The following is a 14657-nucleotide window of genomic DNA, read 5'->3' on the forward strand; positions in this document are numbered from 1 at the left end:
ATTTACTGACTTTGCTTAGAAAGCTCGATAATCAATTTCTTTTCATAGTCATTGAGCACATTGTCAATATTCTCAACCCACTTTGACTCGTTCGCTACTTGAGCTGATCTAGTTACCTTACTATAGATTTTAAATGGCGGACGCTTAGGGTGTTTAGTATCTAAAATCTCGGTATCAATTTCAGAGTGAATTTTTATTGAAGCAAATCCAGGTTGGAACCATGACCAAAATTTAATAATTTTAATATTGAGTATAAACACATTATTCTCTACTTCTTTTTCTTAATTTTTTTTCAAAAAAACATCATATTAGATAAATTTTCGTATAAATTACCCTTCTAGGTGAGCTGAGCAATCTAAAGGAATGAAATGACGCTTAAACAATTAAAAGCTTTTTTAGCTCTTGCACGTACCCTCAACTATGCCAATGCATCACTAGAGCTACATCTAAGCCAGTCTGCTTTAAGCCTCACTATTAAAAGCTTAGAAGAAGAGTTAGGCGGAAAATTGTTTAATCGTAATACACGTCGTGTTGAGCTTACCCAAGAAGGTAAATCCCTAATTCCCTATGCAAAAAAATTACTCGCCAATTGGGATGAAATGGAGAACGATGTCAAACAACGTTTTAAGCTTAATCGTGGAACTTTAAGTATCGCTTCAATGCCCTTTGTGACTCATGCAATTTTGCCTGAGGTGATTCATCAGTTTTTAGAGCTTCACCCCAACCTGAACTTTTCAATTCACGATATTCCAAACGAAACTATTATAGAAAAAGTACAAGATGGTATTTTCGAGCTTGGTATCTGCTTTGAACCTGATCTCACCGAGGGCTTAGAATTCAAGCCACTATTCGAAGAAGATTTCTTAGCTTTATTACCTAAGACTCATCCACTTGCTCAATCATCTTATATTACATGGCAAGAGCTTTGTTCAAATCCATTCGTGACATTGCAGAAACCTTCAATTGTTCGTTATTTAGTTGAGCAAAATTGTTTGCGAAATAATATAACGCTCGATTTAAAAGTTGAATGTCATCAAATTTCATCTCTTTCAAGTTTTGTGGCTTATGGAATTGGGGTAAGTGCAATTCCAAGGCATTTTGCTAAACACATTGATAAAGAACATAACGTTCTGATTGATTTAAAAGATGAAGCCATTCATAAAACAGTAGGAATTGTTTATAAAAAGAACTTTGAAATTTCAAATATTTCTGCTCAATTTATTGAGGCACTCGTTCAATATAAATTTTAAAAAATTAAAGATTGTCTTTTAGTATAAGTTAAGCTTATGGATAAGTTAAATTCTTTAATTCCTATAAGTTTCAATATGTTGTATATTGATTTTTAAATTTTTTAGCTTATATGCGTCTTAAGTTTTATACTTAATTTGGTATTATTCATTGATTATACTTATTAATCATTTAAAAAAATTAACTTCTATAACACAAAATGTGATGCTAAAACTAGAAACACTAAGGGATATAGGAAAACAACAGAATGAATAAAGTTTATGCTAACGCAGAGGCAGCACTGAAAGATGTAATTGCAGACAATCAAACACTTGCTGTTGGTGGTTTTGGTTTGTGTGGAATTCCGGAAAAACTAATTGTTGCAGTTAAGCAAAGTGGTATGACTGGTCTCACATGTATTTCGAATAACGCAGGTGTAGATGATTTCGGTTTAGGTATATTGCTTCAAACCAAACAGATCAAAAAAATGATCTCTTCTTATGTGGGTGAAAATAAAGAATTCGAGCGTCAATATTTAAATGGTGAATTAGAAGTTGAACTAACCCCACAAGGCACCTTAGCTGAAAAGTTACGTGCTGGAGGTGCTGGAATTCCAGCATTTTACACACAAACTGGTGTAGGTACACTCATTGCTGAAGGTAAAGAAGAACGTATTTTTAACGGCAAAAATTACATTTTAGAAGAATCTTTAACAGCCGATGTAGCTCTTGTTAAAGCCTATAAGGCAGACAAGGCTGGTAACTTAGTATTCCGTAAAACTGCTCAGAATTTTAACCCTGAATGTGCGATGGCTGGAAAAATTACAATTGCCGAAGTTGAACAGGTTGTTGAAATTGGTGAATTAGATCCGGATGAGATTCATTTAGCGGGTATCTATGTAAACCGCATTGTACTTAATGCGTCACCTGAAAAACGTATTGAGCATAAAACTTTAAGCACGGAGGCAGTATAAAATGGCTTGGTCACGTAATGAAATGGCACAACGTGCTGCACAAGAACTTGAAGATGGTTTTTATGTCAATTTAGGTATTGGCTTACCTACCCTAGTTGCAAACTATATTCCAGAAAATATTAATGTTTGGCTTCAATCTGAAAATGGTCTATTAGGCATTGGTGAGTTTCCAACTGAAGAAACTATTGATGCTGATTTAATTAACGCTGGAAAACAAACGGTTACTGCTCGTCCCGGCGCTGCTTTTTTCTCAAGCTCAGAATCTTTTGCCATGATTCGTGGTGGCCATGTAAACATTGCCATTTTAGGTGCAATGGAAGTTTCTGAAAAAGGAGACTTAGCGAACTGGATGATTCCGGGTAAAAAAGTCAAAGGTATGGGCGGTGCAATGGACTTGGTTGTTGGTGTCCAAAAAGTTGTTGTGCTTATGGAACACTGCGCAAAAGATGGTACGCCAAAAATCGTGAAAGACTGTAGCTTACCTTTAACAGGTAAAGGCGTGGTTCATCGCGTAATTACTGACTTAGGTGTAATGGACATTACACCACAAGGCGTAGAGCTGATTGAACTTGCTAAAGATGTCACGCTTGAACAGATTCAAGCTGCTACAGGTGTTGAGTTTTATAAAACCTTAGTTGCGTAAATTTTAATTTTTGATTAGCTATATAAGACTTAAGTTACAAAGTGAGCTTAAGTCTTAGCCCTTTTAAGCACCGGATGTGCTGTCTATAAATAAGAACGAGAAGGATTTTTCAGCTATGGAAAAACAGCAAGGAATTTTTGAAAGATTTGCTCTTCAGATTAGTGACTGGTCTGAAAAATGGTTTCCTGATTCATATATTTTTGCTCTACTTGGTGTCATTATTGTCTCTGTTGCCGCTTTAGGTATTGGTGCGCCGATACATGATGTCGCGACTTCCTTCGGTAACGGTTTCTGGAGCCTTATTCCCTTTACCCTGCAAATGACGATGCTCATTATTGTAGGTTATGTCGTTTCCGTATCTAAGCCCGTAAAATACCTCATTCAAAAAATGGCACGTATTCCAAATTCTGGACGTGGTGCTATTGTTTTAGTTGCAACCGTCAGCTTGTTAATTTCACTGGTCAATTGGGCAGTAAGCACGATTCTTACTGCACTTTTAGTGATTGCATTAGCGAAACGTAAAGAGCTGAACATGGATTACCGCGCTGCGGCTGCGGCAGCAATCATTGGTATGGGTGCAACTTGGGCTCTTGGAATCAGCTCTTCGGCAGCACAGCTTCAAGCGAATAAAACCAGTTTACCTGAGTCAATTTACAACCTAACTGGTGTTATTCCATTTACTGAAACGATTTTCCTTTGGCAATCAATTGCGATGACTATTATTTTGGTGATTGTTTCAATCGCAATCGCTTATTGGTCAGCTCCAAAAGGTAATAATGTTAAAACGATTGATAGTTTTGATGTTCAGTTTGAAGAAGATAAACCCCATGATGAGAAATCTAATCGTCCAGGTGACTGGTTAGAAAACTCGCCTATCTTAACGATTATTGTGGTCGCATTAGGCTTAATCTGGATGTTTTTTGAGTTTTCAAAAAGCAATCCAATCATTGCTATTTCAAGTTTAAACACCTACAACTTTGTGTTCTTAATGCTTGGTCTAGCATTGCATGGCACACCACGAAACTTCTTAAATGCTGTTTCAAAGGCAGTTCCAGCTGTATCAGGAATCTTAATTCAGTTTCCACTTTACGGAAGCATCGCTTTTATTATGACGCAAGCTTTAAACAGTCAAGATTTATCGCTGTCGCATTATATAGCTGAGTTTTTCGTTTCAATCGCTTCAAAAGAAACCTTTGCAATTGTGATGGGAATTTACTCTGCCATCCTTGGGTTCTTTGTGCCATCTGGCGGTGGAAAATGGATTATTGAAGCCCCATATGTCATGCAGGCAGCAAATGATTTGAAAGTTCATTTAGGGTGGTCTGTACAAATTTATAATGCAGCCGAAGCTTTACCGAACTTAATCAATCCATTCTTTATGCTTCCAATGTTAGGCATTCTAAAACTAAAAGCAAAAGATGTGATTGGTTTTACAGTCACTCAGCTCGTTGTGCATTTTCCGTTAGTTTTATTTTTATTGTGGTTCTTTGGAAGAACGCTTAGCTACACCCCACCTACTTTTTAATTTACTGGCGCCTTTAGTTTCGGCTAAAGGCAAATTTAGCAAATACATCAATAAGAGATATTAAGATGAGTTCAATTGTTATAGTTTCAGGTAGCCGTACTGCAATGGGCGGTTTTCAAGGCAGCCTATCCGCTTTAACTGCACCAGAACTTGGCGCGGCTGTCATTCGTGAATCGATTCAACGTGCAGGCGTTGCACCTGACCAAATAAATGAAGTTATTTTTGGTTGTGTATTGAGTGCAGGCATAGGCCAAGGTCCAGCTCGTCAAGCGATGCGTAAAGCTGGTGTACCTGACCATGTCGGTGCAGTGACTATTAATAAACTGTGTGGCTCTGCCATGAAAGCGGTGTTAATGGCTTCAGACACTTTAAAAGCAGGCAGTGCCAATATTATTGTTGCCGGTGGTATGGAATCTATGACCAATGCACCTTATATTTTACCGAAAGCTCGCGGTGGTTACCGTATGGGACACGGTGAAATTAAGGACCATATGTTTTTAGATGGTCTTGAAGATGCTGAAACAGGCCGTTTAATGGGTTCGTTTGCGCAAGACATGGCAAACACTAAAGGCTTTACACGTGAGCAAATGGATAACTTTGCAATTTCTTCACTTAAAAAAGCGCACACTGCGATTACTGAAGGTTATTTCAAAGAAGAGATTGTTCCTGTTGAAGTCAAAACACGTAAAGGTGTTGAAGTTATCGATCAAGATGAACAGCCATTAAAAGCCAATCTTGAGAAGATCCCAACATTACGCCCAGCTTTTAGTAAAGATGGAACAATTACTGCTGCAAACTCAAGCTCAATTTCTGATGGTGCGGCTGCGTTAGTACTCACCACTGAAGAATATGCTCAAAGTCATGGTTTAAATACTTTGGCGAAAATTGTTGCAACTTCGACTCACTCACAGCATCCAAGTGAATTTACCATTGCTCCGATTAGTGCAATTCAAAAAGTGCTAGAGCGCGCTGGTTGGTCAGTTGACGAGGTAGATGCTTGGGAAATTAATGAAGCTTTTGCAATGGTGGCAATGGCACCAATTCATGAGCTCGGCATTGATGAAGCAAAAGTCAACGTACATGGTGGTGCTTGTGCTTTAGGTCACCCAATTGGTGCAACAGGCTCAAGAATTATTCTTTCTCTTATCTATGCTTTAAAACGCCTTGGTAAGAAGAAAGGTGTTGCTGCATTATGTATTGGTGGTGGTGAAGCTACAGCTGTTGCAATTGAAATCTAAAAATTAAAGTGCACGGAAGATGTAAGAATTTTTCTTACATCTTTTTTTTAGACTTTAAAAAGTTCATAACAGGTTTGACGGAACCATTTATGGCTACTTTTATGATGGCAAGACATATGCCAATGTTGTTTAACATCATAAGTTGGAAAGTCTAGAGGTGCCGGTAAAATCTGTAAATTTTCTCTCACCAATAAGACTTGGCTTAAATAATACGGTACCGTTGCGATCGCATCTGTTTCTTGAACGACTAATCCCACTCCAAGATAGCTCGGTAATCGAATTAAAATATTTCGATCTAATCCTTTGTTCTGTAATTCATTTTTAATATGGTAGTGCCCGATTCCTGCATCAATATCGATATGATATTCGCGCATATAATCATCTAAAGTGAAATTATTTGGGTCTAAACGAGGATGGCTTTTAGAGCTAATCACCACATAATGCTGTTTAAAAAACTTTTGTTGATAAAAGCCTTCTTCTAACTGGGGTAAAAAACCAATTGCGAGGTCAATTTCACCATTTGCCATTTGGTAGCTGGTTTCTGGCGTAATCGGCCTAATATTCAAGCGAATTAAAGGCGCTTTCTCTTTTAAATAGTTGGTTAATTGCGGTAATAAAACCAGATGAGAGACATCTGTCATCGCAATTGTAAAAAGCTGATCTGAAGTTAGCGGATCAAAGTTCACACTAAAGTTATTAATGCTTTCTACTTTATCAATCACTTCACTAATGAGTGGAAAAATCTCTTTTGCTAATTCGGTTGGAATCATTTCATTCCCAACACGAATAAAAAGCGGGTCATTAAAATGCTGACGGATTTTGTTGAGTCCATTACTAACACTCGGTTGTGTAAGGCCAATCGCATCAGCAGCCATTGAAACACTTTTAAACCGATAAATATGATAAAAAATATTTAGTAATCTACTATCTAGATCAAACAAAATTGTCTCCGTCTGGATCAAATAATCCATTCAAAAGGAATGAAATCAGGCACAGCAGATATAAAAATGCTTACTAGATTTCTGAATTATTGATATATGGTCTAAATTAACAAAGAATCTAGACCATGAGCAATGCTTTATAAAGCCTTTCATCACAAAGACAAAGGTATGAGCTATTTAATTGATTACTTTGTATGTAAATATGTTAAATACATCACATATCATTATAAATTTTAATCATGCTGAGTTTGGAAGCCCTTCCAGATTTGCTGAACTGATTTGTTATCACTCAAGTTATTTTTAAAAATATAAATATCCTGTGGCAGGCAATATTCTTTATGGTCCAACATGACCAATTTCCCGGTAGCCAGATCTTCCTCTACATTAATTTTTGGAATCCATGCGACACCTAAACCTTGTAATACAAGCTCTTTCAAGTTGGTGGCATTGTCAGTTTCATATAAGGTTTTATAGATCAGTTTACCTTCAATCAATTGATCGACCAATTTACGCAAATAAGCATGTTTACTATAAGCAAGTAATGAAAAATTACTCTGAATTGTATGCTTAGGCGTATGATCTGCTTCGGTAGCTGACACTGGAACAATCTCTGTTTCAGCGATCTTGATGCCACTTAAAATATCATCGCCAACTCGATTGATATTAGATCGATCTGCATAACAAATCATAAAATCGCAGGCACCTTCTTTTAAAAGAGATAAGCCTTCACCACTATTCGTCGCGACAATTTCAATTTTTAAATCACGCATAAACGTTGGAAATTTTTTTAAAAAAGTCGTTAAAAAACCCGATGCTAATGAGTGAACCACACAAAAACGAATAGTAGATTCGGTTTCATTTTTGATGTTTTTAATCAGCTTTGCTGTTTCTTCTACCTGCTTCTCAATATTTTTAGACATGACCAGCATAATTCGCCCGATGTCTGTAAATTCAATATTATTTTTATTATTTCTAATAATGACTTCAGCTCCAATCATCTCTTCTATTTGCTGAATTCTACGCGTAAACGCAGATTGACTAATAAATCGTTTTTCGGCTGCTTTTGAAATAGAACGCTCTCGTTCAAGTGTCAAAAGGTCTTCTACCCAACGTACTTCTAAATTCATTTTATGCATTCCCTTTTTATAGTTATGTCCTTAATTTGTCTGGTTGGGAAGCTGAATAAATAGCTGAATAGATGAATAAAAACTGTAAAACATGGGAGTACCTGCAAAAATGCGATGAAGGATTGGCAAAGCCAAACAATAAAAATAGGTATTGAATAATTCTGACATAGAAACGAGCTTAAGAGAATAAAAGACTTTGATTTAACTCAACAACTCATAAAAAGATAAAATTATTATTCTAAAAATTATTTTAAATCAAAAACTAAGGTTAATATAATTCAAGTAAATAACAAATTTCACCTTAATAAAAAACAGAAATAATCCTAAAATTTACTCAAGTTTTATTTTTAATAAAAAAAGTCCGCACCTTGGGGAAGAATACGGAATGTAAAACTGAAAAATTAATATATTGCCTATTTCAGGATTTAAGCTCTTTGATTTAATAAATTCATCTAAATCAGAAGATATGTTTGCAGTATAGCCCAAACAAAAAAACCTGACTATTCTACTAAAGTATTTAGCTTAAGATTGAATTAAAAAATGAATTTCTAATATTCACCAATGAGATAATATAGCTTCCTTGAAATTTCAACCATCATATTAGAAGTATATTGAGTAATTTCAAAAACTTGCTTTTTCTGGGGATTAAAAACCATATTGTCTTTTTCATCGCTAAAAAAGATATAAGTGGTGTATTTATCCATATGGTGAATATGCTCTTTTAAGTTTAATTTTTCCCCAGAGTTGGGATCATAGGCGATAAACTTCATTCTCATGAATTTTGTCTCTATACATACAGTCTTTTACCTAAATTTTAAGAAAGTTTAAGTAAAACAATATTTTGATGGATGATATAAAAGGTTAACCTAAGAACTGCGGGCTATTTATAAGATATGGGTACAATACTATTGGCCTTGTTTACAGAGGTTTCAGCAGAAGCAATAGATTGCTCTGCTTCTTTAAGCAGACGAGAAGTTTTAGACTCACTTTTCTCTTCACCGTGGCAAAGTACATAGTATGTAAAACTTCCCAAGATAATTAATGCGGCTGTGATTTTTAACATAAACTTAAAACTAAGATTTTTTCGTATTATAGTGCTTTTTATGTGAAATGCATCACATTTTTATATAAATTTGTTAGATAAGCTTCATTTTAAAAGAAAATAATATAGATAATTAAGTTGATATTTCACTTAAATTAATCAATCCTATATTTTTTTAAAAAGTTATTTTTAAAAAATTAGATAATTATCTACTTCATAAAACAAATTTTGAAATTAAATTTATCTTAATATTAAGTTATTAATTTAAATAGCAAAATTCCATTCGAATTGATAGTTAAAAACGGAATCTCCTAGTGCATTCATTGTAAAATTAAAAACTTGATATGCAAAAAATGCATAATCAACTTGATAAATGCATTAGAAGTGAAGCATTTCGAAATCTAATATGAATTATCTTCTTTACTAATTCGAAGTTTAATGATGAACGCTGAAATTACCACCCGTATTGAGAAGGATCTTATTGGTTATAGAGAGATCAATAATAACGACTACTACGGGGTACAAACATTACGTGCTCTAGAAAACTTTAATTTAACTCAAAGCAAGGTCGGAAATTTCCCTCACCTTATTAAAGCTTTAGCAATGGTAAAGCTTGCTTGTGCTGAAGCGAACTATAATCTTAAAAGCTTAGATCAGACTAAATTTGAAGCGATTGAATATAGCTGTAATCAACTTATTCGTGGTAATTTTCACGACCAGTTCCCGATTGATATGATGCAAGGCGGTGCTGGTACTTCAACCAATATGAATGCAAATGAAGTATTAGCAAACGTCGCTTTAGAATATATGGGACATGCAAAAGGCCAATATCAATATTTGCATCCTAATAACGACATTAACATGTCACAGTCAACAAATGACGTATACCCTACTGCAATTCGCTTAGGTTTGTTATTAAGCTTAGATGAACTAAATCTTCCTTTTAACAATTTAATCTTAAGTTTCCGCAATAAATCTCAAGAATTTGCTCACATCTTAAAAATGGGCCGTACACAGTTACAAGACGCTGTGCCAATGACATTAGGTCAAGAGTTTGGTGCTTTTGCAGTAACTTTACAAAAAGACCTTGAGCAAATTAATACGCTTATTCCAAATGTTTTAGCCTATATGAACCTTGGTGGTACGGCGATTGGTACGGGAATTACTACTGAATATAGTTACCGTGAACTTGCGATTCAAGCACTTGCAAAAATTTCTGGTAAGAAAATTAAATCTGCTCCTGATCTAATTGAAGCAACTTCAGATATGGGTGACTTTGTTCTTTTATCTGGTTTATTAAAGCGTACCGCAACTAAACTTTCAAAAATTGCCAATGACTTACGTTTACTTTCAAGTGGTCCACGTACTGGCATTAATGAAATTAATTTAGAAGCTCGCCAACCGGGTAGCTCGATCATGCCGGGTAAGGTAAACCCAGTTATACCTGAAGCAATGAACCTTGCTTGTTTCCAAATTATTGCAAATGACTTGGCTGTAACTTTAGCTGCTGAGGCTGGTCAATTACAGTTAAATGCAATGGAACCACTTATTGCATTCAAACTATTTGAATCGATGGACTTGCTCGGTAAAGCAATGGCAATGTTCCAAACTAAGTGTATTGATACAATTACGGCGAACCCTGAACACTGTAAAGCTTTGGTTGAAAACTCAATTGGTATCGTGACTGCACTTAACCCATATCTAGGTTATGAAACTACAACTCGTATTGCTAAAACCGCAAACGAAACTGGACAAAGCGTATTGGCTTTAGTTCAAAATGAAGGTTTATTATCGGCACAAGTGCTTAATGATATCTTGTCGATTAATAATATGGTTAAACCAAAAATGTCGGCTTAATTCCTGAAATAAAAAAGGAGCTTTTCGAAGCTCCTTTTTTATTTGTTTTATATTTTAAAAACTAAAAGTTGTAGAGAACTGAGCTGTACGAGGATTACCTAAAAATAAGTAGTCATCACCCATAAATGCGCCTACATCACGCCAATATTTCTTATTAAATAGGTTATCAATATTGAATCTAAAAGTTGTGTCATGCCCAGCAAAATTTGTTTTATAGGCAGCACCAATATTAAAGACGCTATATCCGCCTACTTTTGCAGTTCCCTCTTTGTTTGCATATTTACTGCTACTGTATTGCATGCCACTCAATAATCTTAATCCTTCAACTGACGGAACTTTATAAGATAACTGTGCAGTTGCGCGTACTTTCGGTACATTTTGAGTTTGATGACCTTTGTAGCTGTCATTATCAATATCAACTAGACGAGATTTGGTATAGGTAATACCTGAACTTACATCTAGTTTATCAGTTAAAGCACCTGTTAAACCTAATTCAATACCTTGATTGTGTTGTTCACCTTGTGAAACAAAATCGAAAGTTCCATCTGCATTCACTTTGCTATATTGATTATCTTGTTTTAAATCAAAAATAGCTGCTGTTACTAAGAAGTTCCGAATTTGTTGCTTAATACCAACTTCATATTGTTCAGAGTTTTTAGGAGATAGAACTTCTAGAGCATTATTAGCGAACCACGGAGCTTCACCACCATCTGATAAACCTTTGGCATATGAAGCATAAAGATTGGTTTTGGAAGTTGGACTATACATGAGCGCTAATTGTGGCAAGAACTTATTTAAATCGGTATCACGGCTTCGCTGCCCATCTGAATTATAAGCTTGCTCATCAAGATGAATAAGTTTTCCACCGAGTAAAGTTGACCATTGATCGTTAAATTGAACTCGGTCAGATACAGTAAATGCAGTCTGATCACTTTCTAAGGCTTTATAACGATCACCTGGACTTTCTGATGAGCGACTGTAGTCAATCGTATCTTCATAGATATTGCCTGTTCCTACCGCTACATTCAGTGGTGTATGGTGCTTTAAGGTTTTATAAGTACGTTGTAATTCGAGAGCGATTTGATGCTGAATGTTGCCAGTGTTGAATTGTCCATTTAACCCAGCGGCAAACTGGTTGGTAATACGCGTGTCATCTGGGCTACGGAAATCGTAAATATCATAATTACCGTGTTTATCAAAAGTATTGCCCAAACCAGAATATTCACAATTATCGTTATAACATCCCCATGGGAAAGCACTATTATCATCAATCACAACACGGCTTTGCGATGCGCTTAAGCTAGCATTCCATTGATCGTTAAATGCATATTGATATTTCAAACTTGCATTTACACTGTTATTTACAACAGGTTTACTCCAAGACTGGTAACCCAATAAACGGTCTTGATCTACATTTGTTGGTACTTCGTGCCCATCAAGCAGTTGATAACCTGGTACTGAACGTTGACTTTGATGCTGAGCTTCAATATCAAACAATAATTTAGAACGCTCATTAATTTTCCAGTCTAAAGCTACTGAACCAAACTCACGCTTACCATTTGCGTGATCAACATTTGGATGGATGCTTTCATGTGCTAAATTGATTCGATAACCAAAACTATCATTAACAAAGCCGCCGACATCTGTTGCCAGTGTATAGCCGCCTTCTGAATTTGCATCTACAGTAATGTTTTTAACATCGGCAGGTCTTTTCGTGACATAGTTAACAACACCACCTGGTGTCGACATTCCACTTTGAATTGCAGAAATGCCTTTTAAGATTTCAACTTGTTCTTTATTTTCTAAAGCCACATTTTGTTCGCCACGTATAGTATGGCCATTAATAAGATAACTTGAGCCTAAATCAAGCGCAAAACCACGTGCTACAAAATTTGGATAGTAGCCAATTGCAGCATAGCCATCCCCTAAAGAAGAATCGTTTTTAATAACATCAGTTAAAGTTTTTGCGTGTTGGTCTGCTATACGCTCAGAGGTAATGGTTGTAATAGATGCAGGAACTTTCTTTACATCACTAGTTTGAAAACCAGATAAATTAACTTTTTTAGACGTATATAGTGCATCATTATTTTGTATAGCATTCACAGTAATGGTTGGGAGTTGGGAAACCTCTGCTTCATTTGCATAGACAACAGATGTTATGAGTGCAATAGATGAAGCCAATGCTGTTTTAGAGCATGTCATAAAGTGAAGATTTAACGAATGTCTTTCCATTGAATAACTACCTGCCATACCGTGCATAATTTGAAGCGCTAGAAGTAACTACCGAGCCTATTTTTAGCCACGCAAGAATACCGCTACATATATTGAGAAACAACATATTCTGTATTTTTTCGATTAAGTGTATTTGATTCAATTTTTATGAACTTATCATTATATAAATTTCATTTATTTTATTAGGAATTGACGCTATAACTTTTTAAGTATTACCAAATATTCAAAATAAACTTAAGCTCGAAATGGAACTTAAAAGGAGAAATAAAATAGAAAAGTACCGTTGTAAATTAGCTTACTGATTTTAAATACAATTAATTATTAAGTTAAATGAAAGGAAGTGTTCGATCATCGGTAAAAATATCATTAAATCGAACAAAAGGACGTAATCTCACTAGAATCGAATTTTAAAATTAGAAAAAATGAATGGTTAGGAATTTAAGGACATGCTCAGGATTGAGTGATATTTAAAGTTTCATTCTATTTTCTATCCAGCATATCTAAAAAATTCCTCGTTTTTGTCTGCAAAATGATGGAAGAAATATGACATACACTCAGGAAGAAAAACGTAGCAGAATACGTGGGATTGTAGGCGCAGCCTCTGGTAATTTAGTTGAATGGTTCGACTTTTATATCTATGCAGTATTTGCTGCCTACTTTACTCAAGCTCTAACAGCACCAGATATGGATAGTACGACTAAATCTATCTATGTGTGGGGGGTATTCGCTGCAAGCTTTTTTATGCGTCCTATTGGTAGTTGGGTATTTGGGCGTATTGCAGACCGGCATGGTCGAAAAAAATCGATGGTCATTTCAATTTGTCTCATGGCTTTAAGTTCTTTTTTATTTGCAGCCCTGCCCACTTATGACCAAGTTGGCTTATTTGCCCCGTTTCTTTTATTGGTAGTGCGTTTACTTCAAGGCTTATCGGTTGGTGGTGAATATGGTGCAGTAGCAACATATATGAGTGAATTAGGCTTAAAAGGTCAGCGTGGTTTTTACTCATCTTTCCAATATGTCACTCTCTCTGGTGGTCAATTACTTGCAAGTTTACTGGGCGTTATTTTATTGACGTTCTTAAGTGAACAACAATTACATGATGGCGGTTGGCGTATTCCATTTGTTATTGGTGGTATCGCAGCAATCTTATCTTTGCTTGCACGTAGTCGTTTAGAAGAAACGCTTTCTCATCAAGATAGTGAACGAAAAGAGTCTGGTAGCTTAAGAGAGCTCTTTAAAAAGCACTGGAAAACCTTTTTATTGGTGGTTGGATACACTTCTGCTGGTTCATTAACGTTTTATGTAGAAACTGTTTATTCAAAAACCTATTTAACCAACTTAGGGATGGATGGAAAAACCGTTGGTTATATCATGACCTTCGCCCTATTTGTCTATATGTGTGCTCAACCTGTATTTGGTGCAATTTCGGACCGTATTGGGCGACGCTCTTCAATGCTGGCCTTTAGCTTATTGTCTGCGATTTTTATCTACCCAGTCATGGTGATCGGGATGCGTGCCTATATTGATTCGCCGATCATTATTGCCTTGCTACTTATTTTTATGATGATGTTACTCAGCTTCTATACTTCTATTAGTGGATTGGTAAAAGCTGAAATGTTCCCACCTCATGTACGAGCTTTAGGCGTAGGTTTTTCGTATGCAGTAGGTAATGCGCTGTTTGGTGGTTCTGCGCCTTCGGTTGCCTTGCAGTTCAAAGCCGCTGGAATTGAAAACACCTTCTTTATTTATGTGATTGTCATGCTGATTATCTGTTTCTTATGTAGCCTTGCGCTTCCTAAAAAACCAGATTATTTAGAACATGATCATTAATTAAATAAGATGCCTTCTGTCC

13 protein-coding genes are annotated in these 14657 nt (G+C 35.8%); 7 read left to right on the forward strand and 6 right to left on the reverse strand.

All coding sequences use genetic code 11. The features are described 5' to 3' along the window. Positions 1–2: 2 nt before the first annotated feature. Entirely contained in the window at positions 3–260 is a 258-nt protein-coding gene (locus SOI76_RS09230) for a hypothetical protein (protein WP_250621805.1), read from the reverse strand. Positions 261–368: 108 nt separating this feature from the next. Here SOI76_RS09230 and SOI76_RS09235 point away from each other — a divergent pair, with 108 nt between their 5' ends. The 5 genes from SOI76_RS09235 (at position 369) to SOI76_RS09255 (ending at position 5606) form a co-directional block, all read left to right on the forward strand. Further along, positions 369–1250 (forward strand): LysR family transcriptional regulator, encoded by an 882-nt coding sequence (locus tag SOI76_RS09235; RefSeq protein ID WP_104079626.1) that lies wholly within the window; start codon positions 369–371, stop codon positions 1248–1250. 245 nt (positions 1251–1495) lie between these two features. Beyond that, positions 1496–2200 (forward strand): CoA transferase subunit A, encoded by a 705-nt coding sequence (atoD, locus tag SOI76_RS09240; protein WP_104079625.1) that lies wholly within the window; start codon positions 1496–1498, stop codon positions 2198–2200. 1 nt (position 2201) lies between these two features. After that, positions 2202–2843, forward strand: a complete 642-nt coding sequence (gene atoA, locus SOI76_RS09245) for a 3-oxoacid CoA-transferase subunit B (RefSeq protein ID WP_104079624.1) — start codon at positions 2202–2204, stop codon at positions 2841–2843. A gap of 115 nt (positions 2844–2958) precedes the next feature. Beyond that, a complete protein-coding gene (gene atoE, locus SOI76_RS09250; protein WP_104079623.1) occupies positions 2959–4368 on the forward strand; it encodes a short-chain fatty acid transporter in 1410 nt (469 codons plus the stop codon). A 65-nt stretch (positions 4369–4433) separates the two neighbouring features. Next, positions 4434–5606, forward strand: coding sequence for a thiolase family protein (locus SOI76_RS09255; RefSeq protein WP_104079622.1), 1173 nt, complete (start codon positions 4434–4436; stop codon positions 5604–5606). 47 nt (positions 5607–5653) lie between these two features. On the opposite strand, the gene SOI76_RS09260 is transcribed toward SOI76_RS09255, so the two are convergent. The 4 genes from SOI76_RS09260 to SOI76_RS09275 all read right to left on the reverse strand — a co-directional run bounded on the left by SOI76_RS09260 (position 5654) and on the right by SOI76_RS09275 (position 8737). After that, entirely contained in the window at positions 5654–6547 is an 894-nt protein-coding gene (locus SOI76_RS09260; RefSeq protein WP_003651675.1) for a LysR family transcriptional regulator, read from the reverse strand. A 233-nt stretch (positions 6548–6780) separates the two neighbouring features. Continuing rightward, entirely contained in the window at positions 6781–7674 is an 894-nt protein-coding gene (gene yjiE, locus SOI76_RS09265) for a LysR substrate-binding domain-containing protein (RefSeq protein WP_032062278.1), read from the reverse strand. A gap of 548 nt (positions 7675–8222) precedes the next feature. Then, positions 8223–8444, reverse strand: coding sequence for a hypothetical protein (locus tag SOI76_RS09270; protein WP_080649678.1), 222 nt, complete (start codon positions 8442–8444; stop codon positions 8223–8225). A gap of 110 nt (positions 8445–8554) precedes the next feature. Beyond that, positions 8555–8737, reverse strand: coding sequence for a hypothetical protein (locus SOI76_RS09275; protein ID WP_104079621.1), 183 nt, complete (start codon positions 8735–8737; stop codon positions 8555–8557). Between the two features lie 417 nt (positions 8738–9154). Between SOI76_RS09275 and aspA the strand changes: the two genes are divergently transcribed. Continuing rightward, positions 9155–10573 (forward strand): aspartate ammonia-lyase, encoded by a 1419-nt coding sequence (gene aspA / locus SOI76_RS09280; RefSeq protein WP_032054960.1) that lies wholly within the window; start codon positions 9155–9157, stop codon positions 10571–10573. Positions 10574–10627: 54 nt separating this feature from the next. On the opposite strand, the gene fatA is transcribed toward aspA, so the two are convergent. Beyond that, a complete protein-coding gene (gene fatA / locus SOI76_RS09285; RefSeq protein WP_104079620.1) occupies positions 10628–12832 on the reverse strand; it encodes a TonB-dependent siderophore receptor in 2205 nt (734 codons plus the stop codon). Positions 12833–13348: 516 nt separating this feature from the next. On the opposite strand from fatA, the gene pcaT reads away from it, so the two are divergent. Then, positions 13349–14635, forward strand: coding sequence for an MFS transporter (gene pcaT / locus SOI76_RS09290; protein WP_002113740.1), 1287 nt, complete (start codon positions 13349–13351; stop codon positions 14633–14635). Positions 14636–14657: the final 22 nt, after the last annotated feature.

The sequence above is a fragment of the Acinetobacter pittii genome (assembly GCF_034064985.1).
GTDB classification, from domain to species: domain Bacteria; phylum Pseudomonadota; class Gammaproteobacteria; order Pseudomonadales; family Moraxellaceae; genus Acinetobacter; species Acinetobacter pittii_H.

Coding starts and splice junctions, on each gene's coding strand:
- SOI76_RS09275 (WP_104079621.1), bottom strand. CDS start 8,737: ATGTTAAAAATCACAGCCGCATTAATTATCTTGGGAAGTTTTACATAC.
- pcaT (WP_002113740.1), top strand. CDS start 13,349: ATGACATACACTCAGGAAGAAAAACGTAGCAGAATACGTGGGATTGTA.
- atoE (WP_104079623.1), top strand. CDS start 2,959: ATGGAAAAACAGCAAGGAATTTTTGAAAGATTTGCTCTTCAGATTAGT.
- aspA (WP_032054960.1), top strand. CDS start 9,155: ATGATGAACGCTGAAATTACCACCCGTATTGAGAAGGATCTTATTGGT.
- fatA (WP_104079620.1), bottom strand. CDS start 12,832: ATGCACGGTATGGCAGGTAGTTATTCAATGGAAAGACATTCGTTAAAT.
- SOI76_RS09255 (WP_104079622.1), top strand. CDS start 4,434: ATGAGTTCAATTGTTATAGTTTCAGGTAGCCGTACTGCAATGGGCGGT.
- atoA (WP_104079624.1), top strand. CDS start 2,202: ATGGCTTGGTCACGTAATGAAATGGCACAACGTGCTGCACAAGAACTT.
- yjiE (WP_032062278.1), bottom strand. CDS start 7,674: ATGAATTTAGAAGTACGTTGGGTAGAAGACCTTTTGACACTTGAACGA.
- SOI76_RS09235 (WP_104079626.1), top strand. CDS start 369: ATGACGCTTAAACAATTAAAAGCTTTTTTAGCTCTTGCACGTACCCTC.
- atoD (WP_104079625.1), top strand. CDS start 1,496: ATGAATAAAGTTTATGCTAACGCAGAGGCAGCACTGAAAGATGTAATT.
- SOI76_RS09270 (WP_080649678.1), bottom strand. CDS start 8,444: ATGAAGTTTATCGCCTATGATCCCAACTCTGGGGAAAAATTAAACTTA.